Genomic DNA, 25,999 nt, shown 5'->3' on the forward strand with positions numbered 1-25,999 from the left:
AACGGATGGGTTCGCAACACCATAGCTTAACGACCTTCCTCACCAGCCGTAAGAATAGTATAGAACGTCTCAGTAAAATTTTCATTATTCTGTGGTGCCCCGGCAGGGGCATGGATGGCTAACGGGACAATGTCATGGATTAGTTCCTCGTGGAAGTAAGCCGGCTCATTTTTGCCGCCATAGAAGGAAGGCGTAACTACAATAAGCGGTTCAATGTCACCGTTTTCAATCATATGATCCAGGATTTTCTTTAACTCTTTGCTCTGACCGGGTCCGCCAAAGATCAGATTCTCATTCTCGCCGCCGCCATGCATCAGATAAAGCACATTATATTTCTTGCTCGGATCGGTGGCATCATAACCATTCGGAAGATAAACGTTAAGCTTCTTCTCGTCTGTACCCTGCGTCAAATTAAGTGTTCTGTATGACAGGCTTTCAATCGTTCCCGGTTTATTGCTCTCCATCCGGTATGCATCTGGAACGGCTTTAAAATACTTCTCATTTGCCGCCTCTTCGGTCATTTCCAGCTTACCTATCGCATCCTTTAAAGCAGCATATTGTTCATCCAGCTGGTTTTGAGTGGTTTTATTGGTCAGAAGAGCGCTTTCAGTTGCTTTGAACACCGCATCCTTTACGATATTTGAATTCTTATAAAGCGTAAAATCAAGCCTCAGCGAATTCCGGATCATATGGAGGAGATCATACGGATTCTGTCCGCTAACGTCCCCCCTGGTCTTGCCGGCAAGCAGAATTTCCCCGAATGTACTCGGATCCTTCCAAGCGCTGCCAGATGAATCGAACAAATTAAGGCTGCCGATTCGCTCTGCTCCTTTGGCATCATTAATCTGCAGCTCGATGCCCAGCACCTTTCCATTCTCCGGTATGGCCTCGAGAGCAATTCTTGCCTCAACGACATATCCGCCTTCCACTTTTTTCGCAGCAGTATAATATTGCTCGGTATGTCCGTTGTCCACAGTCAGTACATTTTCATAGTTAGTGCGGATATGCAAATCATCCACCTGATATTCCTGTGTCTTGTCATTGTTCTCGTCCAGGAATATTTCCACTGAATCCTGCATGTAAGGCGTTCCGGATTGTACGGACAGGTGATTATCTTTGATTTCCGCCAGGATGTACAGGGCACGATCATCCCATAACGCTTTAAACGTTGCTGAAGTGCCGGGATCGACGGTTCCGTGCTTCGGGGCCACCGCAGGCGCCTTCTTCCAGACCTGATCCACTTGACCGTCAATGACCGGCGATCCGAAATAGGCAACCATTCTTCCCTCGGGATCGAATCCGTTCTTGTCGACATGAACCTTTCCAGGTCCCTTTGGCGGTTTTGCAGGGGTGCCATTTTGTTGTACTGCAGGTTCCCCGCCTGCTGCTGCTGCTGAGACATCAGGCCACGCGCCCAGCGAAGACGTGGATAATAGTGTTACGGCAGCCAGACTCATCATGCCGGGGTGCAGACACAACCTTTTAACTTGTTTCATCCCTTGTTTGATTTTAACTTGTTTCATCCCTTGTTTGATTTTAACTTGTTTCATTCTAACTTGTTTCATTACTCGTTTCATTGTTAGCTCCTCCTCGCAATCTTCAAGTACGTACCCCTTCGCGATAATCTTGAGGCGTTAAGCCGGTCCATTTCTTAAAAAAACGGGTGAAGGAATGCGCCGCTTCATACCCGATCTTCGCTCCTACTTCCGCAATTTTCAGCTCGCCTGACCGCAGCATCTCTTTCGCCGCTGCCAGTCTCGTTTCCTCAATATACTCGGATAAGTTCATCCCCCGCTCCAGCTTAAACAATCGGGACAGATACGAGGGGTTAAAATGGATCACTTCTGCCAAACGAACGAGAGAAAGATCCTCGCTGATATGTTCCTCGATGTAGACGCAGATTTTATCGATCGCTGCGGATGCCCGGCTCTGCTCTCCATGCTGCCTTGCTGAGAAGATCGCTTCTGCTGCACCCCGCAAGTGCGTGAAACGCTCAGTCCAGGTTGGATAGAGCTCTGCCTGCATGAGTCCGTCCGCACCGATCTTCTCACGCAGCCCCCAACGGTTCACATGCGATAGCAGAAGCAGCGCGATCGTATAATACAGCTCTGTTACGTACGCGGCTCGGGCTCTTCCCGTACGGACCGGCTCTGCAAGCTCATCGAATAATTCAAGGAATTCCGCTTCCCTACCGCTTTCCAAGTGCGCCGTCAATGCCTCGGCTTTATCCCGCGGAGTGCGCTCCCGGAGATCAGGAAAGTGATCGGCTCCGAACCAATTCACTCTCTGGATCATCCGCGTCCCGTCGCCCGTCCGGTAATGCTGCTGTTCTCTCAATTTCTCATATACGGAAGGGATCCGATCCCATGGCGCAGGCTCGCCCGCGAGGGCCACCGCTACGGTCATCTGCAATGAATCCAGGCAGGATTGCAAAATGAGCTCGAACATTCCCTCCAGGAAACGGACGGTCTCTTCGTGAGTCCGGGAAGAAGGCGGCTGCACAAGCCAAACCAAATCATCGTACCGGTCAATAAACCCGACGCTCGCTGTCTGCCCGGAGAAGAAAGCATCGGACAGCATCTTAACGGCGAGCGCCTGCTCCTGTCTGTAAGTGCGCGATGATTGCCCGCCCGAGAGCGTCAATGAACCTAGTGCGACGATCACAGGCGCCTCCGGATTCAGCCGAATGTTCAGCCTCCGGAAGTCTTCCCCTACGGTTTCGTTGCCCGGAGCGTCGTACAGGAAGTTTCGGAAGTAGTTGCTTTGCGCCAAAGTCTCGATCATATTGGATTGCGTTTTGGACTGCTGAAGAAGATCGGAGATTCGCAGTTCGTCCTCAACTTCCTTGATCGTCTCTTTTACCGCCTCGATGACCTTCGGGTACCCTTCGCTCTTCAGCATATATTTCACGCCCGGGTGCCGGATGGCCTGGTACACGTACTCGAAATCGTTATAACCGGTAAGAAAGATCACTTTACAACGCGGCCAGCTTTGCCGGATCACCTCCATGAGCGCCAACCCGTCCATCCCCGGCATCGAAATGTCCGACAAAACGATGTCGAAGCGGGTCCGCTGCAGCCATTGCAGAGCTTCCTGCCCCGAGTACGCTTTATACATATCCAGCTCGAGGCCTAGAGTGCTGAAAATATCGAACAGACCATCCGTGATAATTTGCTCGTCGTCGACGATCAATAGCCTATACATCCACATCTCCCCTTCTTCTCGGCAGACGGAGTGTTGCCTGGAGACCTCCAAGAGCACTGCGGGACACCTGCAATCCGCTGCTACTGCCGAACGTCATGCGGACCCTGCGGTGTATGTTCATCATGCCGGTCGTCTCGGCCTGTTCGTCCCGATCGTGTAAAGCATGCGAGATCAAGATCAGCTTTTCTTCCGTAAGCCCGTCACCGTTATCCTCTACGATAACCCGAACTTCCTCCTCGTCCGTTTCGAAGCGTATGATGATGAGGCCCTCCCGTACTTTGCGCTCCAAGCTGTGCTCAAACGCATTCTCTATGATCGGCTGCACGATCAGTCTCGGGACCATCAACGCTTCGAACTCCTCCGGCAGCGGTTCGAAGCGAACCCCGATTCTTCGGGAGAACCGAAGGTCTTGAATTTCCGTATACATGCGCGCATGGCGAATCTCCTGCTTCAAGGTAATTTCATCCGATGCACTGCGCGTCACAAATTGAAAGTAGCTTCCCAGCAGCAGGGTGAATTGTTCGACCCGCTCCACATCGCCTGTCTTCGCCATGGTGCTCAGGATAAAGAAGCTGTTATACAAGAAGTGCGGATTAATCTGGGACTGCAGTTGTTTGAGTTCGGCGCGCTGCGCCAAGATTTTCTGTTTGTATGCTTGATCGATCAGCGAACGTAAATTCGCCACCATCTGGTTGAAGCGGTCATATAGATATCCGAACTCGTCTTTCGACCCACGGGCCAGGAAAATATCCAAATCGCCGCTTTCCATCCGGCGGAAGCTTTTGACGAGCGTCAGCAGAGGCCTGTGGATGAACTTGTATGTAGATAACGCGTACACGGCGATCATCGACAGCGCTAGAATGGAGAAGAGCCATGCCCACGTATAGAACCGGTCCATCGGCTCCTGAACGACCCACTCCGGAATGAAGCGGTACATGGTAAATTCCAGCTTCGGGGAGCCCGCACGGACAAGAAAGTACCTGTCTCCCGAGAGGGTAACGGTTTGCGAATCGGATAATGGGGCCTGTTCGGTTTGGCGTAAGAACGAAGGGAATTCCCTTAACGCTACCGCCCCCGTACCGCTGGTCAGCACGACCCCGCTGCGCCCGGGCAGCAGCATCGTCCCGCTGCCGTCATACGTGTCGAATTGATGGAGCGCTCCCTGCAATTTCTGATTGTCGAGCTCGATCTCAACTGTGAACAGCGGTTCCCGGCCTCTCGTTCCGCTTGGCTTGGCTGCGCTGAGAAATAAGCTCCCGTTCCACTCGACAACCTGAGAGCCTCGGCCGAATTCAGAGCGGATACCGTAATAGCGCTGCGCATCGAACGGCAGCGCACCATTCAACGCGGACACCGACCGGCCGATCGTCGCGATGTGCACGCTTACGTTTCTGATATACATACTGCTGTTCTGGATCGTAAACAACCGTTTCACGAGAGAGTTGATATGCTCCATCTGATCGATCGTACCCAGCGTCTGCCACGTCAAGGCCATTTCGTTCAAATCCTCATCTTCGAGCAGACTGTACTGCAGCAGCTTCATGCGTTCGATTTGATTCTCGAGATCGGTCAAATAGAATTCGATCTGTGAACCCGCCGTCTTCGATATATCCTCGCGTGCGGTGTCTACCAGCCAGCTGTACAGGTAAACGCCGAGCGACAGTACGGGCAGCAAGATGAGAAGGAACGTAACGATCAAGCGGAGAAATATCGTATTCCGCAGCGAGAAGACTTGATGATTGAACAACATCTCAGCCCCCGAAGTTTTCCTCCATTATAGCTTGGAATCCACGAACTTGTCTGTCTCAACTTCCCGCATTATCCCTTCACGCTGCCCAGCACAATGCCCTTGACAAAATACTTTTGGAGGAACGGGTACGCCAGGATAATCGGCAGGGAGCCTAAGAAAATCTGCGATGCCTTCAAGGTCCGGTCGGAAATCAGCGCCAAGTTCAACATAGCGTCACGGGACATATTCGACAAATTCTGTTGAATCACGATCGTCTGGATGTAGCTCTGCAGGGGATAGTTGGCCGGGTTGCCCATCATGAGCAGCCCGTCGAACCAGCTGTTCCAATGCTCGACCATCGAGAACAGCGCAAGCGTTGCGAGCGCCGGCTTTGAGATCGGCACATAGATGCGCCACAGCGTGGTCCAGTGGCTCGCGCCGTCGATGAGGGCGGCCTCTTCCAACTCCTTCGGCACTTCTCTGAAGAAGTTTAACAGGAGGACGACACTGAATACGGGGACGGCCGTGGGCAGAACCAGCGCCCAGATCGTATCGAGCAAGCCGAGCTCTTTGACCGTGATGTACCAAGGAATCAATCCGCCGTTGAACAGCATGGTGAGAAAGAAGGTCCAGGCATACACCGGCCGGAATCTAAGGGCATCCGACTCTTTGGACAGCGGGTAAGCGACCATAATCGTTAACAATAAATTCAAGGGGGTGCCGATGGCAATCCGCTTTAGGGACACAACCATGGATTGCCAAAACTCGGACCGGCTTGCCGCATACTCGTAAGACGCCAGCGTAAAATCAACCGGCCATAGCTTGACATATCCGGCAGACGCTGCGGCACTCGAACTGAAGGACACGGCGATAATATGAATCAAGGGCAGGATGCATAATAAGGCTACAAGAATCAGAAACGTTGTGTTTACGATAGGGAACCATTCGAACCGCCGCCCCCGAAGAGCCGGGCTCATTCCCCTTTGGACCGTTGTTCGCTCCACTGCTCCCCCTCCTCTCTAGAAAATGCGGTATCTCGCAAACTTGTATGCAAAGAAATAAGAAGTTGAAATTAGGATCAACGAGACTACCGACTTGAAGAATCCAACCGCCGTCGCGACACCGTACTGCGCGTCCAGCAAGCCGATCCGGTAGACGAACGTATCCAGGATATCTCCGCTCTCGTATACCTGGGGACTGTACAGGTTGAACACTTGATCGAATCCTGCGTTCAGCAGCTGCCCAAGGCTTAGCACCGAGAGCAGGACAATGACCATTCGCATCCCGGGAAGGGTGATATGCCAGATTTTGTGCCACCGGTTCGCACCGTCGATCGTAGCCGCTTCGTACAACCCCGGATCGATATTCGTGATGGCCGCCAAATAGACGATCGTACCGTAACCGAAGTTTTTCCATACATCGGAGACGATGAGCGTGCCCGGAAACCAGTTGTTATCGCCGAGGAAAAAAACCTGCGGGAGTCCAATCGCTCTCAGGAAGCTGTTCATGATCCCGCCGGAAGGCGACAAAATATCGATCAGAATACCTCCAAGGACTACCCAGGACAGAAAATACGGCAGATAAATCGTCGTCTGTACCGACCGCTTCACGAACTCATTCTTCAATTCGTTGAGCAGCACCGCAAAGACAATCGGGACGAGCAAGCCGAGAATCAGCTTCAGGCTTGCGATGAACAACGTGTTCCATAACACCTGCCCGAAGTTCGGCAGGCTCATGACGTACTCAAAATTGTCCCATCCGATCCACTTTTGATTCCCGAAGAGCCCTTTGGCGGGAATAAACTTCTGAAACGCGATCATAATCCCGGCCATCGGAATGTACGAGAAGATCACGATGAACAGCAAACCCGGCAAAAGCATGAAATGCAGCGGCAGCTCTCTCCTTATTTTTACGCCCAATCCAATCCCTCCGTCCTCTGCAAGTTATGGCAGCAGAGGATACAAGAGCCGTTCCATCCCCTGCCTGGCGCCATTACTTCTTCGATGCGTACCATTCGTTGACTTCCTGCGTAATCCGATCGCCGCCAAGCTGCTTCCAGTCTTTGACGAATTTATCGAACGTTTCGATCGGTTCACCCAGAATAATGTTCACGAACACTTGGTTCTGCAGCTTCTTGAGCGTCGCATCCCGTTCGACCATCGTTGGCGTCGGGGCACCTACGAACTTCTCCATCAGGAATTGTTTATTCTTGTCGTATTGGTCCACGACACCCATGGAGCCTTGAGTACCGTAGATCCGCTCCCAGCCCCACAGCCCAAATCCTTCCTTAGAGCCCGAAGCGAACATGTCCAGCTTCTCCTGAATCGTCTTCGCCTCGCCTTTCAATGCCGATTTATCGCCGGCTTTGCGTGCCGCATCGATCGCCCGGAACGCTTCCACGTTCTTCTTCAGCGGGTACGGCGTCACCGGCGACAGCTGCCATACGCTTTCCGCTTCCGGCGGCGCGAAGTATGTATTGAATTCTTCCGTCTCGCCCCAGTTTTTCTCAAGATGCATGTTGAACAGCTTCACGATGGCCTCAGGATGCTTGGTGCCTTTCTTCACGGCCCAGAACCGCGTTGTGCTGAATTTAAGCGGCACCTTCGGCGTTTCCCCGGATTCCGAGACGATCGGGAACGCCTGCCATTGGGCCTTCGGATCGTTGTCCCGGTTCAGCTGGAGCGGCCAGATTGAGTTCCACTGCTCGCCGTATTCCATGCCGATCTTGCCGGCGGAGATTTGCTCCGATACTTTGCCTCCGTCCTTGATGCCGAACTCCTTGTCGATCTCTCCGTTCTTGGCCATGGTTTGCAGGGCCTGCAGCGCCTTCCGGACTTCCGGCTGGATGCCGCCGAACTCCAGCTTGCCGGAGCTGTTCTCGATCCAGATGTTCGGGTAGGCCTTGTAACCGGCCATGAAGCCCTCCAGCCCCATCGCCCCGCCCCATAGATCTTTGGTCACACCAAGTCCGAACGAATCCTTCTGCCCGTTGCCGTCGGGGTCCTTCTCCGCGAACGCTTTCGAGATCGCCAGCACGTCTGCCATCGTCTTCGGCGGCTGCAAGCCGAGCTTCTCGAGCCAATCGGTGCGAACCCAGATGAACATCGCCCGCTCGATCGAAGATTCGACCTGAGGAATCGCCATGAGCTTTCCGTCCAGCGTCACGGCATCGAACGGACTAGAGCCTTCCTGCTTCAACACCTCTTTGGTCATCGGAGAAGCGTATTTTTCGTAAATGGCTCCCACATCTTCGATCTGATCGGAATCTGCCAGTTGTTTCAGCTGCGTTGCATTGACGGGAATGAAGTCCGGCAAATCGCCCGATGCCAGCGTTACGTTGATTTTCTGCAAGTATTGATCCGAAGTTGGACTGCCCTTCACGATCCAGTCATACTTCATTTTGATGCCAAGCTCTTTTTCATAGAGACGGGACCAACGGTTATCCTCCAGCGTTTCGTTCTTCAATACGCCGAGCACGTTGTTCTCTACCACGTCGCTAAGGTCCCGAACGAACGACACTTCAATCGGAGGTTCGTATTTGCCGAACGGTCCGTCGTTTGCAACCGCCGTCCCGCCGTCTCCGCCGCTGTTTTTATCTGCCGTAGATCCGCCCCCGCCCGTGCAGCCCGAGAGCACCAGCGAAGTGAACAGCATGACGGAAAGTCCGCGCTGCAGCTTCGTCGAAGTCGATGTTTTGTTCATTGGTCATCCTCCTTTTTTCGTTACTTCCACTTGGGTACGCTTTCATTATGAAGCCAAAAAGTGGAGCAAACAATGTACATGTCTTTACTTGCTTACCTGATGTTTACAAAAGTGCCATGTATCCTTAAAAAGAAAAAACCGCAGCTTATGCGGCTCTTAATGAATATATGGTCTTGTCCTCCGACAGTGCTTTGAACCGTTCTGACTTTCCGGTGCACGATAAGAGCATCCAGCATGCGGTCAAGAGTGGATTGCTTCGATTATCGTCAAACATGCTTAACCCTCTGCTCTATTCCATCAAGCAATAACATCATTCCGGAATGAAACAGTTCATCAGAACCGATCAATGTAAAGATATCTTCAGCGTGCATCCGTTGAAGCAATGTAAATTGCGATAGATCCACATGGGTTTTCTCGTTATGATCCTCCTGTAACGATATCTGTAACATGCGTTGTTCATATTCTTCAATGACAAAATTGATGACGTAGTTAAACAAATGGGTCGTATATGAAAATTTTTGTTTATCCGTCAATGAAGTAGGTTCGATCATCTGCAACAAATATTCGAATAGTTCCATAAAATCAGCCTCTGGCCTTGACTTCATCAGAAGCTGACCGGAGCAAGGGAATTGCTGAAGCTTGCTCCGAATCACCGTTGCGCTGATCTGAAGCCTCTCTCGCCAGTCTCCTTGCTTGGGAAGATCACTTATGATCTCTCTTGAAACCAGGTTGGCCAACGTTTGATACAGGACTTGCTTACTCTCGAAATACCAGTAGATCGTTGGGGCTTGAACATTCAATTCCTTAGAGAGGTTTCTCATTGTAAAATTTTCGATACCTTGGTCGGAGAGAAGCCGCCATGAGGCTGCTATTATTTTCTCTTCGCTGATATGTGGCCTGCGATTAGGCATAAAGAACATTCCAACTCCATTCCAAAACTTCTTATGTGACTTATTATACTCGGAATCAAAAAAGAAACCTGGTTATTCCTCCAATTCTACATCTTCAGCGGGCAGCGGCTTCTGGTTGAACATACGCTCCCCTGCTTTCGAGGAGAGCCGAACATCCCTCATCCCCCGTTCAATGGCACTCACTTCATAATCGCGTAACGCGGTTAAAAGTTCCTTTTCCCCATTTTTTACGTTGATTAGTTCTTTCGAGAGTTCGCAGGCATCAAAGAGTGCCGCGTTCCCGCCAATACCTGCCGGCGTCATGGGATGCAGGGCGTCTCCCAGCAAAACCAGAGGGGTCGTTTCTTTCCAAGGCTTATACGGCAGAACATTACGGAGGTGATAGACAGCCGTTTGCTCTGGATCTGCTAATTCCAGCATCCGGTTTACTTGCGGATGCCAATGTTTGGTTTTCTCTTGAGCAGAAGACAACAATTCACAACCGTTCCATTGGAAGAGCTGCTCGTCAGGAATCCCAAACCACTCAGGCGAGCACGCGAACACAGCGTACAGGTAATCCTGTTGAGGCGAAATTTTCACATGAAGGGACAGGGATCCCGGTAATTGTTCCATATTCGGCTTGAAAGCCATGTCTTCAAGAAGAAGGGAAACCGGAGCATCTCCTTCAGGATGGGTAAGGCCTCTCATGCTGCCATCCCCAATGAGCCTATTCAGTTCCTTTCTCCGCTCATCATCCAGAAATACCTTGGTATAAAGTGCCCTGCCCCCCGTATCTAATATTTTCACCCCAGGTTTGTACTGATGGCGGACTCTGGACCCTCCCCCGTCAGCACCAACCAAGACATCCGCATCCATATGCTCCCCATTATCGAACCACGCTCTTAAGCGTCCGTTTTCTAACCTTTCATAATGGGTAAACCGGTATCCGAACCTAATCTTGTCACTAAGTTCGCCAAGCAGCACTTCACGAAAGGTAAACCGATTGACGGATGGTGTGGTCTCCGCTTTGTTGTACATGGGGTGCTGTTCTTCTGTAGGTTCCAAAGAAATCGGATCTAAGAAAACAGGGTGTGCCGGTCCTAGGACGGATGTTTCAATATAGAGATCATAAAGTGTATCGGGAAGACAAAACCGCAGTGCATGGGATCCATTCGCATTGATTTTGATTCGGTAGCCTGTTTGAACAAAATGGTCTGCCTGCTCGCGTTCACAAACATGGAAATCAATGCGGTTTTTTTTCAAACTTTGTGCCAATGCAAGCCCGCCGAGACCGCCGCCGATAATCACTACAGATAGTGATTTCATATCATTCCATCTCCCTTTAACTAAGTTAGATTTGTCTTACAACGTTATATTAGATCTATCCTTCTCTATTTGTCAATCCATTATAAATAAAACCTCACCCGCACCCTGAATAGAAAAAGGAGCCTTCATGGCTCCTCTCCTCTCAAAGTCGAACAGATCCTCTCTCCGCAGACGGCCACCCGCAAGATGCCTACAGCGGCATAAGTCCCACGGGCCGACAGCGGCGGAGGATGCGACGTCCTCCCCACGGTCCTCGCCGGCTTGGGCATCGGGTATCCGATCGGTCGTGCTCTCCATTTGATCAGTAATCGCGCGCTGCATCGAACCAGCGATGAGCCATCTCCTCTGTTATGGGCTGGCCAATCATGTGATCGGACTGGCTGAGCTGCCATATTGCTTCGCCGAGGTCTTCTCTTTCGGTGGTTTCGATGCCTTTGAGGGTATTGAAGCGCACGGTGAAAGCGGTAATAGCTGCCTCGGCATCGGAAAAGCTGCGGGCCTGGGCCAAGGCTGCCTGAGCAGCGTTGTAAGCTTCGTTAGCCAGCTTGGCCAGACGTTTAGGCCAGGACGAGAACGGGCGGCCGTATTCGGTCGTCCACCACTCGGGCTTACGTAATTGGCTCACGGAAGCATGGTCGGTCCACGGGCGGGTTTTAGCGCGTGTTTTCATTTGCTGCCTAAGGCGCTTGCCCGCACTCTCTTCCACATTGTAGGCAATAAATCTGTCAAGCAACGGCCACGTGTTCAAGGAAGGCAAGTCCTCCAGATCAGGCATGAAGCGCAGCTCCAGATTCGTTAACTGGGCTTGATGAGCCAACAAGCCCACATCGCAGAAGTTCCCCCACAAACTCAGGGAAGTAAGGTTTGGGAACCGGTCTAGGCAGTCCAGCGAGATGGGCTGACCCAGGGGCGCGTTGTGCAGCGTCAGGCTCGTCACCTGGTGCAATTCACCCAGATCGGGCAGCAGGAAAGGAGGATCATTCTTGCGTCGGCTGGTACGCGGCGCTAGGGTCAGAGAAGACGGTAGACTGCCGCCAGCGGCCGAGAAGCGTGATAGATCGCCGGACACGTTCAGGCGGGTGGGCCTCTTCGGAAGCTTCAAGCTCAGAGACCCTCCGGACTGGCCCAGCTCGATATGCAAGCCATGCACAATGGACTGGCTGGCGTCCGCTGCCGTATCGCAAGAGAGGACCGGAGCCCACGTCATCTCTTCAATGGGCCGTTTCTGCGCCCACTCCAAGAATCCCGCGTCACTGCCTGTATAGTGCAAAAATCGCGGCCAGGGCGAGCCCGCCGGCGTGGCAAAGGCATCGAATACGGTCCAATCGATGCGTGCGCCGGGTGCGACGTAAAGATCCGCTTTTTTCCCCAAGTGCGACGGTCCGATGGATAGGCTGCCCACACCGGGTTGAATGACAAGAGTGTGGCTGTGAGGACCCGTCAGGTCTATGGGATAACGACCGGCTTCTCTAACAGAAGCAGGAGGGCGAGCATGGTTATCATTTGGCACTTCCAACATCCTTTCTACAACTTCCATTGCCGCGTAAATCATTTCCCCTCATTTTACCACACGAATCTCCCTCTAAGAAGAATCAGGAATGTGTAGTAGACTTTAGGCCGAAGCGATTGTAATCTGTTTATATGGATGAACTATATTTACTTGGGAGGTATCCAAATCCATTCCGAGGAGAATTCCAATGAAAATGCAAGTCAGCTTACCCGTGGAACCGCCGATCATCACCTCGTGGAGCAACCAATCGCATGTTTTTTCCATTGCCCAGCGCCATCCGGGCTATAAGCCCTGGATCTATTCCCACTATATCCAACTCGAACTGATTAAGGGATTGAGCGGCAAAGACACCCTTCTGAACTACTCCCACATCGCCACCCCCCAAGAGGACTGCCCGTGGATCGAAATCAGCCGCACGAGCGTACAGCACATCCAAGAATCAGAGGGTGACCTGGTTTCGTTTTTGAAAGAAAGTCTGCTCCAAGGCTATTATATCTACGCCTTTGTGGATACGTACTATATTCCTGCTTACCCGTTCTATCAGCAGAGAAATGCTCAGCATGATGCGTTACTCCTCGGGTTTAACGAGGAACAGGAGTTATTTTACATGGCCGATTTTCATCAACATGCGGACGGGGCCAACCGGTACGGGATCTTCGAAGTTTCCTACGACCAGTTAGCGGACTCCATCCTTCATCTTAAGGAAGAGCTCAATCCATTGAAGGGCATCGAGCTCCTCCGCTACAGAACCGACGTTGCCTATACCTTTGATACGGAGAGGGTCAAGCAGTCCCTATCCGATTATCTGGAGTCTACCTATACACCCCGCCGGGAACCGACCTGGCTTACTACTCCGGTTCTAGCGTACGGGATCGCATACTATGACCATTTGATCCAGCATATCGAGGAGATCCGGACGGACAGCGGCATCAGAGACTTCCGTTTCTTTCATGTGATGGGCGACCATAAGCTGCTGATGCATCAAAGACTCCAGTATATGCATGAGATCGGCTTGATTCGTGCCGAGCGGGCTGAGGCTTATGAGAAGGAAATCTTGCAGGATGCTTCCATTCTCAGAAACCTGCTCCTGAAATTCGGCTTAACCGGAAATATCCGTCTGCTGGATCGAATTAATCTTCTTCTCCGCAAGATTGCGGAATGCGAGAAAAACATTCTGGGAGAGGTGCTGGGAGATTTGAAGGCCCTCACCCCCGCATCCGTTCAGGCGTAATGCGGAATATTGGTACGCTGCATAAGAAAAACGCCTGTCGGCGTTCTTTAAGATCTCTGCGTGCTGTCCATACGTTGGTGCACGGTGAGGTAATGGGTATGGGGTTCCAGCCGCTGTTAAAGTCCTGTGGACTTGAATTATTCTTCTCTAATCTACTCCTTGCTTGGCTCCTACCTTACCAAAAACAAAAACAGGGTGGAGGACAAGCTCCACCCTGAAAATTTATAAATTTTACTTCGCTCCTGGAGTCACCGAGATCCGGCCTTCCACGTAATCCGCCACATCGGCGACCGTAATGAATTTGCCTGGAATCATATCCTCGTCGGGAAATTCGAAATCGAACTCCTCTTCCATCGCCACAATGGCCCGCATATAGCTCAAGGAATTCACGCCCATGTCCGCCAAGTGATCCAGCATGCCAATCTTGGACACCCCTAGAAGTTCTTGCCAAATGGCGGCTACCCTGATCTCGATCGGGCTTTCCGGCGCTTGATACTCGTCCTGTATCGAAACGCCAAGGTCCGGGAGAGGCAGCGCTCTGCGGTCCACTTTCCCGTTCGCATTCAGCGGCATGCTCTCCAGCCGGATCACGTAGGCTGGCAGCATGTAGGACGGCAGCATCCGCGACAGCGCTGTCCGTATTTCGCCGGCACTGTACGCAAGCTCTCCCGTATAGTAAGCGCACAGCTGATCTTGTCCCGACAGATCGGGCCGGGCCATGACCACGGCTTCTTCGATGCCTTCCAGCGCCGCCAGCTGCGCTTCGATCTCACCCAGCTCGATCCGGTACCCCCGGATTTTCACCTGGTGGTCGATGCGTCCCGCATACGCGATACTCCCATCCGGCAGCCATCTCGCCAGATCGCCCGTCCGGTACATCCGCTCTCCCGGCAGGAAAGGATTCTCCACGAACTTCTCCGCCGTCAGCTCCGGACGCCGCCAATAGCCCCGGGCCAGCCCGTCCCCGCCGATGCACAGCTCCCCGGTCACGCCGACCGGCTGGAGCTGGACTCCGGACGGGTCCACAATATACACCTGCGTGTTCATGATCGGCTTGCCAATGCCAACTTCCCGGCCGCTTCCGCTGAGCTCCGTCATCGTGGACCACACCGTCGTTTCTGTCGGGCCGTACAAGTTGTACAGCTTCGCCTCGGAATGGCTTCGGATCTGCTCCGGCAATCCCGCCGGCATCGCTTCGCCCCCGAGGAGGATCTGCTTCACACCGGCCCATCCCTTCCCGCGGCCCGCACCCAGCAGCAGCCCCATCCGGGACGGGGTAGTCTGTATGAGCTCCACATGCTCTCTCTCCATGAGCTGAAGCAGCTTCTGCGGTTCCTTCTGCTCCTCCTCTGTCGCCAGGACCATCACAGCCCCGACGGTGAGCGTCAGCAGGCACTCCAGAACAAAGATGTCGAAGCCATAGGTGGTGACCGCCAGGATGCGCTGGCCTTCATAGAAAGGGATCTGCTGCTTCATCCCCAGGACCAAGTTATGCACGCTCCGGTGCTCCAGCATCACTCCCTTCGGCTTCCCGGTGGAACCCGAGGTGTAGATGACGTAGGCCAGGTGGCCGCCGTGATTGATCTGCACCGGATTGCCGGTATCTTCCCGCTGCAGCTGAGACCCCGCCATATCGCAAACCTCGATATCCCCCGGAACGAGCCCGCGCACAGGAGCGGATGCTACCACCAGCCGAACCTCGCTGTCCTCCAGGATCGCTGCGATTCTTTCTTCCGGGAAAGCGGGGTCGATCGGGCAATAGGCTCCCCCGGCTTTCAGCACGGCCAGCATAGCGGCGGGCATGTCCACCGACCGCTCCATCAATAAGCCTACGATCTGATCGGGCTGCACTCCCCTGCTGCGGAGGAGATGCGCCAGCCTGTTCGCCCTAGCGTTCAGCTCCCGGTAGGTCAGCCGCTCCCCGCCGCACACGACAGCCAGACTGTCCGGCGTCCGCTCCGCCTGCTCCTCGAACAGCTCGTGGACGGTTTTCTCCCGGTCATAGTCTGCCGCCGTGCCGTTGAACTGCTCCAGCAGCTGCCTGCGCTCCGCTTCCGTGGCCAGCTCCAGAGAAGAGAGCGTGCGCTGCGGATCCTCAAGCAGCAGGTCGATCACGCGGAGCCAGTGTCCAGCCATCCGCTCCGCCGTCTCCCGCTTGAACAGCGCCGTGGCATATTCCAGCGTGAACTGGAGACCCTCAGCCGATTCTTCCGCATTCAATGTCAAATCGAATTTGGAAGCCATGAATTCCTGAGGATAAGAGGACAGCCGGACTCCCTCGATGGCAAGCTCTTGGGACCCCATATTGTTCATAATGAACATCGTGTCGAACAGCGGATTGCGGCTCAGGTCCCTCGGAAGCGCAAGCCGCTCCACAAGCTCTTCGAACGGATACTCCTGGTGCTCGTACGCTTGCAGCAGCCCGTGCCTCACTTCCTCCAGATAGGCCCCGAACGTCTTGTCCGCCGCCGGATATTGGCGAAGCGCCAGCGTGCCGACGAACATCCCGACAAGGGGCTCCAGTTCCTCCTGCAGCCTGCCGGCCACCGGCGTACCCACGATGATCTCCCCGCTGCCGGTGTATTTGCCAAGCCATGCGGTATAAGCGGCAAGCAGCACCATATACAGCGTGGTGCCCGTGCGGGAGGCCAGCTGCCGGAGCGCTTCGCTCCGGTCTCCTCCCAGCGTGAATCTCACCGCGGCTCCTTCATAGCTGCGTACCGGCGGCCTGGCATAGTCGGCCGGCAGCTCGAGCACCGGCAGTTCGCCGCGGAACACCTCCAGCCAGTAGGCTTCCTGCTTCATCAGCCGCTCGCTGGCAGCCTCCCTCTGCTGCCATACCGCATAGTCCTTATACTGAAGGGCCAGCGGCTGCAGCGTCTCGCCTTCGTACAGCCTCGTAAATTCATAGGCCAGGTTGATCATGGAGATGCCGTCCGACACGATATGATGAATATCGAACAGCAGCAGATGGCGCTGCGGCTCCAGCTCGACGAGACCTGCCCGCATGAGCGGTGCCTGCTTCAGATTGAAGGGGCGCATGAATCCCTTGATATACGCCGGCGCTTCTTCCTCGTTCAGCCGGACGGTTTCCACCTCAAAGGAGGCCGCCTCCCGAATCCGCTGGATCATCTCTCCATTCTTCATCTCGAATCCGGTCCGCAGCGTTTCATGGCGGGCGATCAGCCTGCGGAAGGCTTCCTGTACCCGGCTGGGGTCCAAGGGGCCATCCAGCTGAAGCACCACCGGCGTATTGTAGCTCATCTCCCCGCCTTCCAGGCTGCTGACGAGGTAGATCCGCTTCTGTGCCGAGGACAAGGGATAAACTTCCCTCTCGGACGCCTTCGGAATCAGGGACAGGCCCGCAGGCTGCCCAGCCTCTTCAGCCTCCTTGGCCCGGATGAGCTTCGCCAGCTCCCGGACCGTCGGTGACTGGAACACCTCCTGCAAGGGGACTTCCACCTTAAAATGGTTACGGATACGGGCAGCCAGCCTCGTGGCGCTGAGCGAATCCCCGCCCCGCTCGAAGAAGGATTCATTCACCCCGATGGTTCCTTGGCCGAGGATGTCCTCCCACAACTCAGCCAGACCCTGCTCCGTTGCGTCGGCAGGGGCATCCGCTTCGGACGGATGGGCTGACCCTAGGACCGGCTCCGGCAGCGCCTTGCGGTCTACCTTGCCGTTTGCGTTCAGCGGCAGTCCTTCCAGGAACACATAGGCGCCCGGCACCATGTAGGACGGCAGCTCCGCCGCGAGATAGTCCCGGACCGCGGCCACGGTCAGCTCGCCCGACGGGACGATGTAGGCGCACAAGTACCGCTGCTCCCGTCCGTCCAGCCGGTCCATCACCACCGCTTCGCGGATCCGCGGGTGCCGGGCCAGCCGGCTGTCGATCTCGCCCAGCTCCACCCGGTAGCCGCGGATCTTCACCTGATGGTCCTTGCGGCCCAGGAACTCCATGTTCCCGTCCGGCAGCAGTCGCCCGAGGTCCCCGGTCTTGTACATCCGGCCCCCTCCCGGCAGGAACGGATCGGGCAGGAAGGCGGCTGCCGTCTTCGCCTCGTCGTTCATATAGCCGCGGGCCACGCCCACGCCGCCGATATACAGCTCGCCGACCACGCCCCACGGCACGGGCTCCCGGTCGTCGTCCAGAAAGTAGAAGGCGTTGCCCCCGATCGGCCGGCCGTACGGAATGCTGCTCTGGTACACGCTGACTTCCGAGACCGGATAGTAGTTCGACCACACGGTCCCCTCGGTCGCTCCTCCCAGCGAGATCACTTCCGCCTGCGGGAACAGCTGCCGGATCCGCCCAGGCAGTGTCACTGGAATCCAGTCCCCGCTCAGGAAGACCAGACGCAGTCCCGCCGGAAGCGAAGCCGCCTCCGTACCTTCTTCCAGATGATGAATGAAGTGGTTCATCGTCGTCGGCACCGAATCCCAGAACGTGACCTTCTCGGCTTCCATCAGCCTCAGAAGCGCGCCAGGCTCGAGGACCTCCTCGCGTTCCGCCACCACAACGGTTCCCCCGGCCGCCAGCATCCCGAAGATATCGTAGACGGACAAGTCGAAGCACATCGAGGTAATGAACAGCAGGCGGTCTTCCCCGCCGACCGCGAACCGCAGGTTGACCCAGGAGACCAGATTGACCGCGCTGCGGTGCTCGATCATCACGCCCTTCGGCGTGCCGGTGGAGCCGGAGGTGTAGATGATATAGGCCAGCTCCCCGCTGTCCTTCACAAGCTTCAGCGGTTCGGCACTCTCTGCGCTCAGGCTGTCATCCTGCATGAGGATGATCCGCTCATGCGCGAGATCCGGGTAAGCGCGGTCGGCCAGCACCGCAGCGGCTTCCGCGTTCTGCAGAATATACGCCTTGCGGCCCGGCGGGTACTCCGGGTCCACAGGCACGTAAGCCGCGCCCGCCTTGAGGATGGCGAGCATCCCGGTGATCATGCCGGCTCCGCGCCCGGCCACCAGGGCCACATGATCCCCGCTGCGCACGCCTTGACGTGCCAAGTGACGCGCCAGCCGGTTCGCCTCCGACTCCAGCTGCGCATAGGTCAGCGTCCGGCCCCCATGGCGGACCGCCGCACTGTCCGGCGTTCTTGCCGCCTGTTCCTCGAACAGCCCGTGCAGCGTCTTGCCCTCCGTGCAGGCTGCCGCAAGCTCGTGCACCGGAGCATTCCATTCGCGGAGCGCTGCTCTTGCTTCCTCCGGTAGGAATGTCCGGCTGTCCAGTGCAGAATGGTCCCCGCTGCACAGCTCTTCCAGAATACGGACATAGAGGGTAAACACCAATTCCATATCACGTTCATAGAAGTAGTTCGGGGCGTATTTGATTTGGACACTCATCCGGCTTCCCGCCCGGTGCACCTCGACATCCAGCAGCGTGTTGGTCATTTCGGCGTTCTGCAGCTCCAGCCCGCCGGCTTGTTCCGGACGAATGCTGCTCCCCTCGTGATCATAATCCAGGATATGGAAGTCCGTATAATTGAATAACGTATCGAATATCGGATTGAGCGACGGATCGGAACGTTCGCCGATCATTCGGGCGATATCGCTCAGGAACGCTTCCCCGGACTTCATCCGGTAGACCGTATCCGCGACCCTCCGCACCAGCCCCTTCTTGTCTTCCTGCTTGCCGACCTGCAGCCGCATCGGCAGCGTGTTCAGGAAGCAGCCGAGCATCCGGTCCCCGTCCTCTACCGCAGGACGATCGTGCGATACCACACCCGTTACGATATCCTCCTCTGCGGTCACGATGCGAAGCAGGTACAGATGGGCGCTTAGGCAAAGGTCTCTTACGGTGATCCCGTACGTTCCTGCCGCCGCCTCCAACCTGCTCGCCAGAGGCGGAGCCAAAGGTCTCTTGATGATGGCGCTGGATGCGGTGCCCGCCATGGGCTTGCGGGCGATATTAAATGGCAGCTTGCCCCGTGTATAGCCCTTCAGGAATTCCCTCCACCATTCCCCCGTCGTCTCGTCTGCCTGCCTGAACGCATTCAGCGCCACATATTGTTTGTACGAGCTGCGGAGCGGAGACCACTCTGAAGATGATGCCGGAGCAGCTCCCTCTCCTGCCGCAAGCTCCGCGTATAACTCCATGAATTCCTGCTGGAACACCGCTACACTCCATCCGTCGAGAGCCGCATGATGGAACGATAAGAGAATGACGGTCTCCTCCTCGCCTATTCGGAACAGCCGGAGACGCCACAACAAGCCGCGGTCTTGTACATATTTATCGCGCAGATCCGCCTCCCTGCATGCTTCGATATGGGTCTTCCGGGCATCGGCCGCAAGATGCCGGATGTCCTCTAAGACCACCTCCGGCTCGATCTGCTTGTAGACCAGCTGGACCGGCTCGTCAAAGTTCGCCGTATCGATCACTGTCCTAAGAACGGCATGCCGGTCCATCAGCCTGCGTACCGTTTGGATGAAGATATCGCTGTTCATAGGACTCATCCGGACGGCAAAGAAGAATTGATCATGATAGATCGGCTGATCGGGCTTCAGCAGCGAGTAGTACACCATGCTCTGCTGGATCTTGCTCAGCGGGTAGAAGTCTTCCAGCTCTCCTTCCAGCTCCTGCGAAGCATAAGTCTGGAATGCCGCGGATCCGCGCAGCGTCTCTTGGAACGCTTCGATCAGGCGCAGGCCGCTCTCCAGCTCTTCGGATTGGCGCTTCGTACCTGCCTCATCCACATAACGGGCATACTCGCGGATCGTGCGGTGCGTATACAGGTCTTTCAGCTGGACGGGGATCTCCAGCTCCCGTTGAATTCGGCTGGCCAGCCGGAGCAAGGTAATGGAGTCTCCGCCGGAGAGGAAGAAATCATCCGTGGCACCTATCTTTTCTTTACCAAGGATCCCGCTCCAAAGATATGACAGCTGAGCTTCCGTCCCTGCGGCAGGAGCCGTGAAGGTTCCCCCGCCTTCCCTCTTCATGTCCGGCTCCGGCAGCGCCCTCCGGTCCAGTTTGCCATTCGGCGTCAGCGGCAACCGCTCCAGCTCTACAAAATAAGAGGGCACCATATACATTGGCAGGCTCTTCACCAGATGCTCTCTGCACTCGGCAGCAGATAGCCCCCTCCTGGAAACTACATAAGCGCAAAGGGATTTGGCCCCAGACCCCGACGGGTCCACCCGGTCCACTACAACGGCCTCAGCCACCTCCGGATGATGCATGAGCGCACTTTCGATTTCGCCCAATTCGATCCGGTAGCCCCGAATCTTCACCTGGTGATCCATGCGGCCGAGATATTCCACCTGGCCGTCCGGCAGCCAGCGGGCCACGTCGCCGGTACGGTACATCCGCTCGCCCGGCAGGAAGGGGATGTCCACGAACTTCTCCGCCGTCAGCTCCGGCTGCCCCACATATCCCCGGGCCAGGCCGGCCCCTGCAATACACAGCTCGCCCGGTATGCCGATCGGCAGCAGGTTCAGCTTCTCGTCCACCATATACAGCATGGTATTGTCGATCGGCGCTCCAATCGGGATACGCCCCAGCCCCGGAGCACATTCGTATGAACTGACATCCACGGTCGCCTCCGTCGGTCCGTACAGATTCACCAGCTTGACCCGGTCCGGTCCGAACCGGGCGAAGAACCTCTCCACCATAGGACCCGGCAGTGCTTCGCCGCTGGCGAACACTTGCTTAAGACTGGCGATCTGCGCCGATGCCCCTTCCGCCGCTTCCAAGTCTTCCAGGAACGCCCCCAGCATGGATGGCACGAAGTGCATCGTCGTCACGCCATACTTCGAGACTGCCTCCCGGATGAGGCTGGGGTCTTTCTCCCCTCCAGGCGTCAGGAGGCACACGCCCGCACCATACCACGACCACCAGAACAGCTCCCATACCGATACGTCGAAGGAGATCGGCGTTTTCTGGAGGATGACGTCCTCCTCGCCCAGATTGTAGCGCTTCTGCATCCAGTGGATCCGGTTGATCACCGAATGATGCTCAATCATGACGCCCTTCGGTCTTCCGGTGGAGCCGGAAGTATAAATCATGTAGGCGAGATCCTGAGGTCCGCTTACCGGCACAGGATTGTCCGCAGGCCGGTTATCGATCTCTTCATGCCGGAGATCCAGCACGGTGCCGGTGAACCGGATCGCTGTGATATCATCTGCCCCTTGGGTCAGCAGCACCCCCGCCCTGCTGTCCTCCAGCATGTAGCGGACCCGCTCCGCCGGATACGCCGGATCGATCGGCAGGTAGGCGCCTCCAGCCTTCAATATGCCGAAGATGCCGGCCATCATCTCGAAGGAGCGGTCCGTCCTTATTGCGACAACGGCATCCGGCCCGACGCCATGGTCCCGCAAAGTATGGGCAACCTGATTGGCTCTGGCGTTCAGCTCGGCGTAAGTCAGCGAACGGTCTTCAAAGACTACCGCCACGCGATCCGGCGTGCGCGCCGCCTGTTCTTCGAACAAGCCGTGGACCGTCTTCTCCCTCGGGTAATCCGCCTCTGTGTCGTTGAACTCCTCAAGGATTTGCCGGCGCTCCCCGGAAGTCATCAGCTCCAGAGAAGACAGCGGTCTGGCCGGATCTTCCAGAAGCAGGTCGATCAGCCTCATCCAATGCCCCGCCATACGCTCTACCGTTTCCTGTTGGAACAGCGCGGAGGCGTATTCAATCCAGAACCGCAGCCCGTCCTCCGTCTCTTCCGCATTCATCGTGAGATCGAATTTCGCTGCCGCGAAATCGTGTGCATAAGGGGAGATCTGCAGTCCGTCGATCACTATCGGGGCCGGGCCCGTATTGTGCAGCACGAACATGGTGTCAAACAGCGGATTACGGCTTAAGTCCCGCGGGAGGTCCAGCTGCTCCACCAGTTCTTCGAACGGGAACTCCTGATGCTCGTAAGCTCTCAGCAGCCCCTCCTTGACCTCCTGTAGATAAGACCCGAACGTCTTGTCTCCGGCCGGATACTGCCGCAGCGCCAGCGTGCCCACGAACATGCCGATGAGGGGCTCCAGCTCCGCCTGCAGCCTTCCGGCCACCGGGGTGCCGACGATCACATCGGTCTTTCCGCTGTACCTGCCAAGCCATGCCGTATAGGCTGCGAGCAGCACCATATGCAGGGTTGTCCCTGTCTGCCGGGCCAGCTGTGTCAGCGCTTCGCTTCGAGCCTTGCCCAGCGTGAAGCTCAGGGAGGCCCCTTGGTAGCTCCGTGCCACCGGTCTTGCGTAGTCGGCCGGCAGTTCAAGGACCGGCAGCTCGCCGCTGAATACATCCAGCCAGTACGCCTGCTGTTCCCGGATCCTCCCGCTGTCCGTATTCTCCTGCTGCCATACGGCGTAGTCCTTATACTGGAGCGGCAGGGGAGCCAGCGTCTCTCCTTCATACAGCCGTGCGAACTCGTGCGTCAAAATGTTCATGGACACCCCGTCGGAGATCATGTGATGGGTATCGAACAGCAGCAAATGATGTTCCGGCCCCAGTTCGGCTAGACCCGCTCGCAGCAGCGGCGCCTGATCCAGGTCGAACCCGCGGATGAACCCGCGAATAGCTTCGACAGCCTCCCGCCCGTCCAGCCGGATCGTTTCGAGCTCGAACGGCACCTCCTCCTGAATCCGCTGGACGATCTCGCCGTCCTTCAATTCAAAGCGGGTCCGAAGCGATTCATGGCGGCGGATCAAGGACCGGAAGGCTTCATAGGCCCGTGTGCGGTCCAACGGACCGCGGATCTCCAGAGCCCCCGGCATGTTGTAGCTCAGCTCGCCGCCATCCAGCTGGCTCAGGAGATAGATCCGCTTCTGCGCAGAGGAGACGGGATAGCTCTCTCTCTCCCTCGCACGCGGAATACCGACATATTCGCTGCGCTTCATCCCGTCTATGGCTTCGGCCATGCTTTCAATGGTCGGGGACCGGAACATTTCCCGCAGCGGCAGTTGGACGTTCATTTCCTTGTATATTTTCCCTGCCAATCGCGCTGCCCATAGGGAATGCCCGCCCAATTCGAAGAAATTGTGCTTCACGCCGATATCCGGAAGCTTCAAGACCTCCCTCCAGATCGCGGCCAGCCTCACTTCGGTCGGAGTCCCGGGGGCCGCATACTCGGTGCTGCTCTGCACCGCCTTCGCCGGCTTCGGCAGCGCCCGGCGGTCCAGCTTCCCGCTTGTGGTCAGCGGCAGCTTCTCCAGCTGCACCGTGTACGCAGGGACAATGTAGGAAGGCAGCTTCCGGGAAAGCTCATCTTTCCAATCCCGGGCGGCATGCCCCGCCTTGACGACCACATAGGCACACAGGTGTTTGTCCCCCGCCTCGTCCTCCCCGGCGACGACAACGGCTTCCCGCACGCCTTCCAGACGCAGAAGCTGCGCTTCGATCTCCCCCAACTCGATCCGGTATCCCCGGATCTTCACCTGATGATCGATCCGCCCTATATATTCGATACTGCCGTCCGGCAGCCATCTCGCCAGATCCCCTGTCCGGTACATCCGCTCCCCCTCCTGGAAGGGGTTGTCCACGAACTTCTCCGCCGTCAGTTCCGGCCGGTTCCAGTATCCGCGTGCCAGGCAGACACCTGCTATGCACAGCTCGCCCGCTACGCCTATAGGCTGCAGCTTGGCTGTGCCTTCCTTCATAATATACAGCTCTGTATTGGCTATCGGTTTGCCGATGGGAATCAGCGGATACGGCCGATCTTGTTCGCAAGGAAAGCTGGTCACCTCCACCGTCGCTTCCGTCGGACCGTAGAGGTTGATCATCACCGCCCCATGGACCGATCCGATCAAACGCTGGAAGCGGGACACCTGATGCGGAGTTAGAGCTTCGCCGCTTGCGAACACGTACCGCAGACTGCTTAATTTCACAGACACTTCACCCGGGGGCAGAAGCTCCACATAGTCCAAGAACAGCTGAAGCATCGAGGGGACAAAATGAACGGTAGTGACCCCCGAGCTTGCGATCGCCTCCACCAGCTGTGCCGGGTCCTTCTCTCCCCCAGGGGGCAGCAGGCTGACCGCAGAACCGGCCATACCCCACCAGAACAGCTCCGGTACCGATACATCGAAGGTGAACGCGGTTTTTAGCAGGCTGACATCGCCGCTTCCCAGCGGATACAGGCTCTGTCCCCAGAGAATCCGGTTGACCACGGAATGATGCTCAATCATAACCCCCTTCGGGTTCCCGGTGGAGCCCGAGGTATACATGACATACGCGAGATCTCTTGGCCCGGAGGCCGGCTCCAAGTTGCCCCCATCCCCGCTGCCGCACGAAGCGTCATCGATCAGCAGGCACCGGCCTTCGAAGTTCACCTGATCGCTGAACTGGGTAGTGGTCAGCAGGAGCCCGATACCCGAATCCTCCGCCACGTACTTTAACCGGTCCTCCGGATGGTCCGGGTCCAGCGGCACATAAGCGCCGCCGGCCTTCAGTATGGCATACACCCCGATGACCATCTCCAGCGACCGCTCGGTCAAGATGCCTACAAGCTCCCCCGCGCGCACCCCTTCCGCCCGCAGCCTCCTCGCCAGACGGTTCGCCCTCTCGTTCAGCTCCGCGTAGGTCAGCCGCTCGTCCCCGTACAGGACCGCCGGTCTGTCCGGCGTCCGCTCCACCTGCTCCTCGAACAGCCCGTGGATCGTCATCCCGCTCGGGTAGCTCGCAGCCGTATCGTTGAATTCGGATAAGATTCTGGATTTCTCTTCCTCTGTTACCAGAACCGTGTCCCCGAGCGCGAGATCCGGCGCGCTGACCAGCGCGGAGAGCAGCTCCTGCAGATGCGCGGCCAACCGGAGCATAGCCTCCCGGCTGTACCGCTGCTCATTGTAGGCGAGGTCCAGCACCACATTCGGATCTGTCTGATCAAAGAAGAACAGCAGATCGAATGCGGCCTGTTCCTTGAATTCCATCGTGTGAAGGGGCTTGAACCCCACGATCGTGTGGATTAGCGGTTTGCTCTCCGAAGCGGATCGGGAGGCGATCCGCTCGGTATAGTTCCAGAAGGGAATATTCTGATGCTCCATCGCCTCGCTTACGGCGGCCTTGATGCCGGAGAACAAGGTCTTGAGTGTGCTTTGGTCCGTGACTGTGTTTTTGACAATGACCAGAGAATTGAGACTCTCCGCCGAATCGTCCGGCTGACGGAAGACCGGCACGCCAAGCAGCAGATTGGATTCATTCGTGTAGTGGTGCAGCAGTCCTTCCACGCCGCACAGCAGAATCATGTACAAGGCTAACGGAGAACCGCCGGCGATTTGCATCATCCGCTTGGAGAGAGCGGCCTCCAGGGTCAGGGTAACGGTTTGGAACAGGCTGTCCTGATTTCCGGTCGTCCGGTTATAAGGAAGGCACACGATACGGTCTCCGCCGTCCAGCTTCTGATTCCAATAGGCAGCTTCTTTATCAAACAGGCTCATCAATATAGGTACGTCCTTTCCATCACATCATGGGATTGTGGTAG

Annotated in this window: 11 protein-coding genes; 1 reads left to right on the plus strand and 10 read right to left on the minus strand. The window is 56.1% G+C overall.

The genetic code is table 11. The features are described from left to right. Positions 1-26 precede the first annotated feature (26 nt). The 9 genes from O9H32_RS17495 to O9H32_RS17535 form a co-directional block, all read right to left on the minus strand. Positions 27-1,577 (minus strand): sugar-binding protein, encoded by a 1,551-nt coding sequence (locus O9H32_RS17495; protein WP_269867416.1) that lies wholly within the window; start codon positions 1,575-1,577, stop codon positions 27-29. A gap of 22 nt (positions 1,578-1,599) precedes the next feature. Next, the gene (locus tag O9H32_RS17500) at positions 1,600-3,204 is read right to left on the minus strand and encodes a response regulator transcription factor (protein WP_269867417.1); all 1,605 of its coding nucleotides are present in this window, start codon (positions 3,202-3,204) and stop codon (positions 1,600-1,602) included. Beyond that, positions 3,197-4,954 (minus strand): sensor histidine kinase, encoded by a 1,758-nt coding sequence (locus O9H32_RS17505; protein ID WP_269867418.1) that lies wholly within the window; start codon positions 4,952-4,954, stop codon positions 3,197-3,199. The genes O9H32_RS17500 and O9H32_RS17505 overlap by 8 nt, the downstream gene beginning before the upstream one ends. A 68-nt stretch (positions 4,955-5,022) precedes the next feature. Next, a complete protein-coding gene (locus O9H32_RS17510; protein ID WP_269867533.1) occupies positions 5,023-5,910 on the minus strand; it encodes a carbohydrate ABC transporter permease in 888 nt (295 codons plus the stop codon). 42 nt (positions 5,911-5,952) lie between these two features. Then, positions 5,953-6,852 carry an ABC transporter permease gene (locus tag O9H32_RS17515; RefSeq protein ID WP_269867419.1) on the minus strand — a complete coding sequence of 300 codons (900 nt, stop codon included), beginning with the start codon at positions 6,850-6,852 and terminating at the stop codon, positions 5,953-5,955. 73 nt (positions 6,853-6,925) lie between these two features. Continuing rightward, positions 6,926-8,635 carry an extracellular solute-binding protein gene (locus tag O9H32_RS17520; RefSeq protein ID WP_269867420.1) on the minus strand — a complete coding sequence of 570 codons (1,710 nt, stop codon included), beginning with the start codon at positions 8,633-8,635 and terminating at the stop codon, positions 6,926-6,928. 266 nt (positions 8,636-8,901) lie between these two features. Continuing rightward, positions 8,902-9,546: a TetR/AcrR family transcriptional regulator gene (locus O9H32_RS17525; protein WP_269867421.1), complete on the minus strand. Its 645-nt coding sequence runs from the start codon at positions 9,544-9,546 to the stop codon at positions 8,902-8,904. Between the two features lie 72 nt (positions 9,547-9,618). Beyond that, entirely contained in the window at positions 9,619-10,851 is a 1,233-nt protein-coding gene (locus O9H32_RS17530) for an FAD-dependent oxidoreductase (protein ID WP_269867422.1), read from the minus strand. Positions 10,852-11,152: 301 nt separating this feature from the next. Then, entirely contained in the window at positions 11,153-12,370 is a 1,218-nt protein-coding gene (locus tag O9H32_RS17535) for a hypothetical protein (protein WP_269867534.1), read from the minus strand. A 178-nt stretch (positions 12,371-12,548) separates the two neighbouring features. Here O9H32_RS17535 and O9H32_RS17540 point away from each other — a divergent pair, with 178 nt between their 5' ends. Next, a complete protein-coding gene (locus tag O9H32_RS17540; RefSeq protein ID WP_269867423.1) occupies positions 12,549-13,592 on the plus strand; it encodes a hypothetical protein in 1,044 nt (347 codons plus the stop codon). A 231-nt stretch (positions 13,593-13,823) separates the two neighbouring features. Here the strand turns inward: O9H32_RS17540 and O9H32_RS17545 are convergent, their stop codons facing one another. Further along, complete coding sequence (locus O9H32_RS17545; protein WP_269867424.1) at positions 13,824-25,955, minus strand: non-ribosomal peptide synthetase; 12,132 nt, start codon at positions 25,953-25,955, stop codon at positions 13,824-13,826. Positions 25,956-25,999: the final 44 nt, after the last annotated feature.

The sequence above is a fragment of the Paenibacillus caseinilyticus genome, from assembly GCF_027533645.1.
Lineage (GTDB): Bacteria > Bacillota > Bacilli > Paenibacillales > NBRC-103111 > Paenibacillus_G > Paenibacillus_G caseinilyticus.

What these genes read in the sequence shown, in the direction of transcription:
- O9H32_RS17505 (WP_269867418.1), bottom strand. Translation starts at nt 4,954, where the DNA reads ATGTTGTTCAATCATCAAGTCTTCTCGCTGCGGAATACGATATTTCTC.
- O9H32_RS17545 (WP_269867424.1), bottom strand. Translation starts at nt 25,955, where the DNA reads ATGAGCCTGTTTGATAAAGAAGCTGCCTATTGGAATCAGAAGCTGGAC.
- O9H32_RS17495 (WP_269867416.1), bottom strand. Translation starts at nt 1,577, where the DNA reads ATGAAACGAGTAATGAAACAAGTTAGAATGAAACAAGTTAAAATCAAA.
- O9H32_RS17540 (WP_269867423.1), top strand. Translation starts at nt 12,549, where the DNA reads ATGAAAATGCAAGTCAGCTTACCCGTGGAACCGCCGATCATCACCTCG.
- O9H32_RS17535 (WP_269867534.1), bottom strand. Translation starts at nt 12,370, where the DNA reads ATGTTGGAAGTGCCAAATGATAACCATGCTCGCCCTCCTGCTTCTGTT.
- O9H32_RS17510 (WP_269867533.1), bottom strand. Translation starts at nt 5,910, where the DNA reads ATGAGCCCGGCTCTTCGGGGGCGGCGGTTCGAATGGTTCCCTATCGTA.
- O9H32_RS17525 (WP_269867421.1), bottom strand. Translation starts at nt 9,546, where the DNA reads ATGCCTAATCGCAGGCCACATATCAGCGAAGAGAAAATAATAGCAGCC.
- O9H32_RS17530 (WP_269867422.1), bottom strand. Translation starts at nt 10,851, where the DNA reads ATGAAATCACTATCTGTAGTGATTATCGGCGGCGGTCTCGGCGGGCTT.
- O9H32_RS17520 (WP_269867420.1), bottom strand. Translation starts at nt 8,635, where the DNA reads ATGAACAAAACATCGACTTCGACGAAGCTGCAGCGCGGACTTTCCGTC.
- O9H32_RS17500 (WP_269867417.1), bottom strand. Translation starts at nt 3,204, where the DNA reads ATGTATAGGCTATTGATCGTCGACGACGAGCAAATTATCACGGATGGT.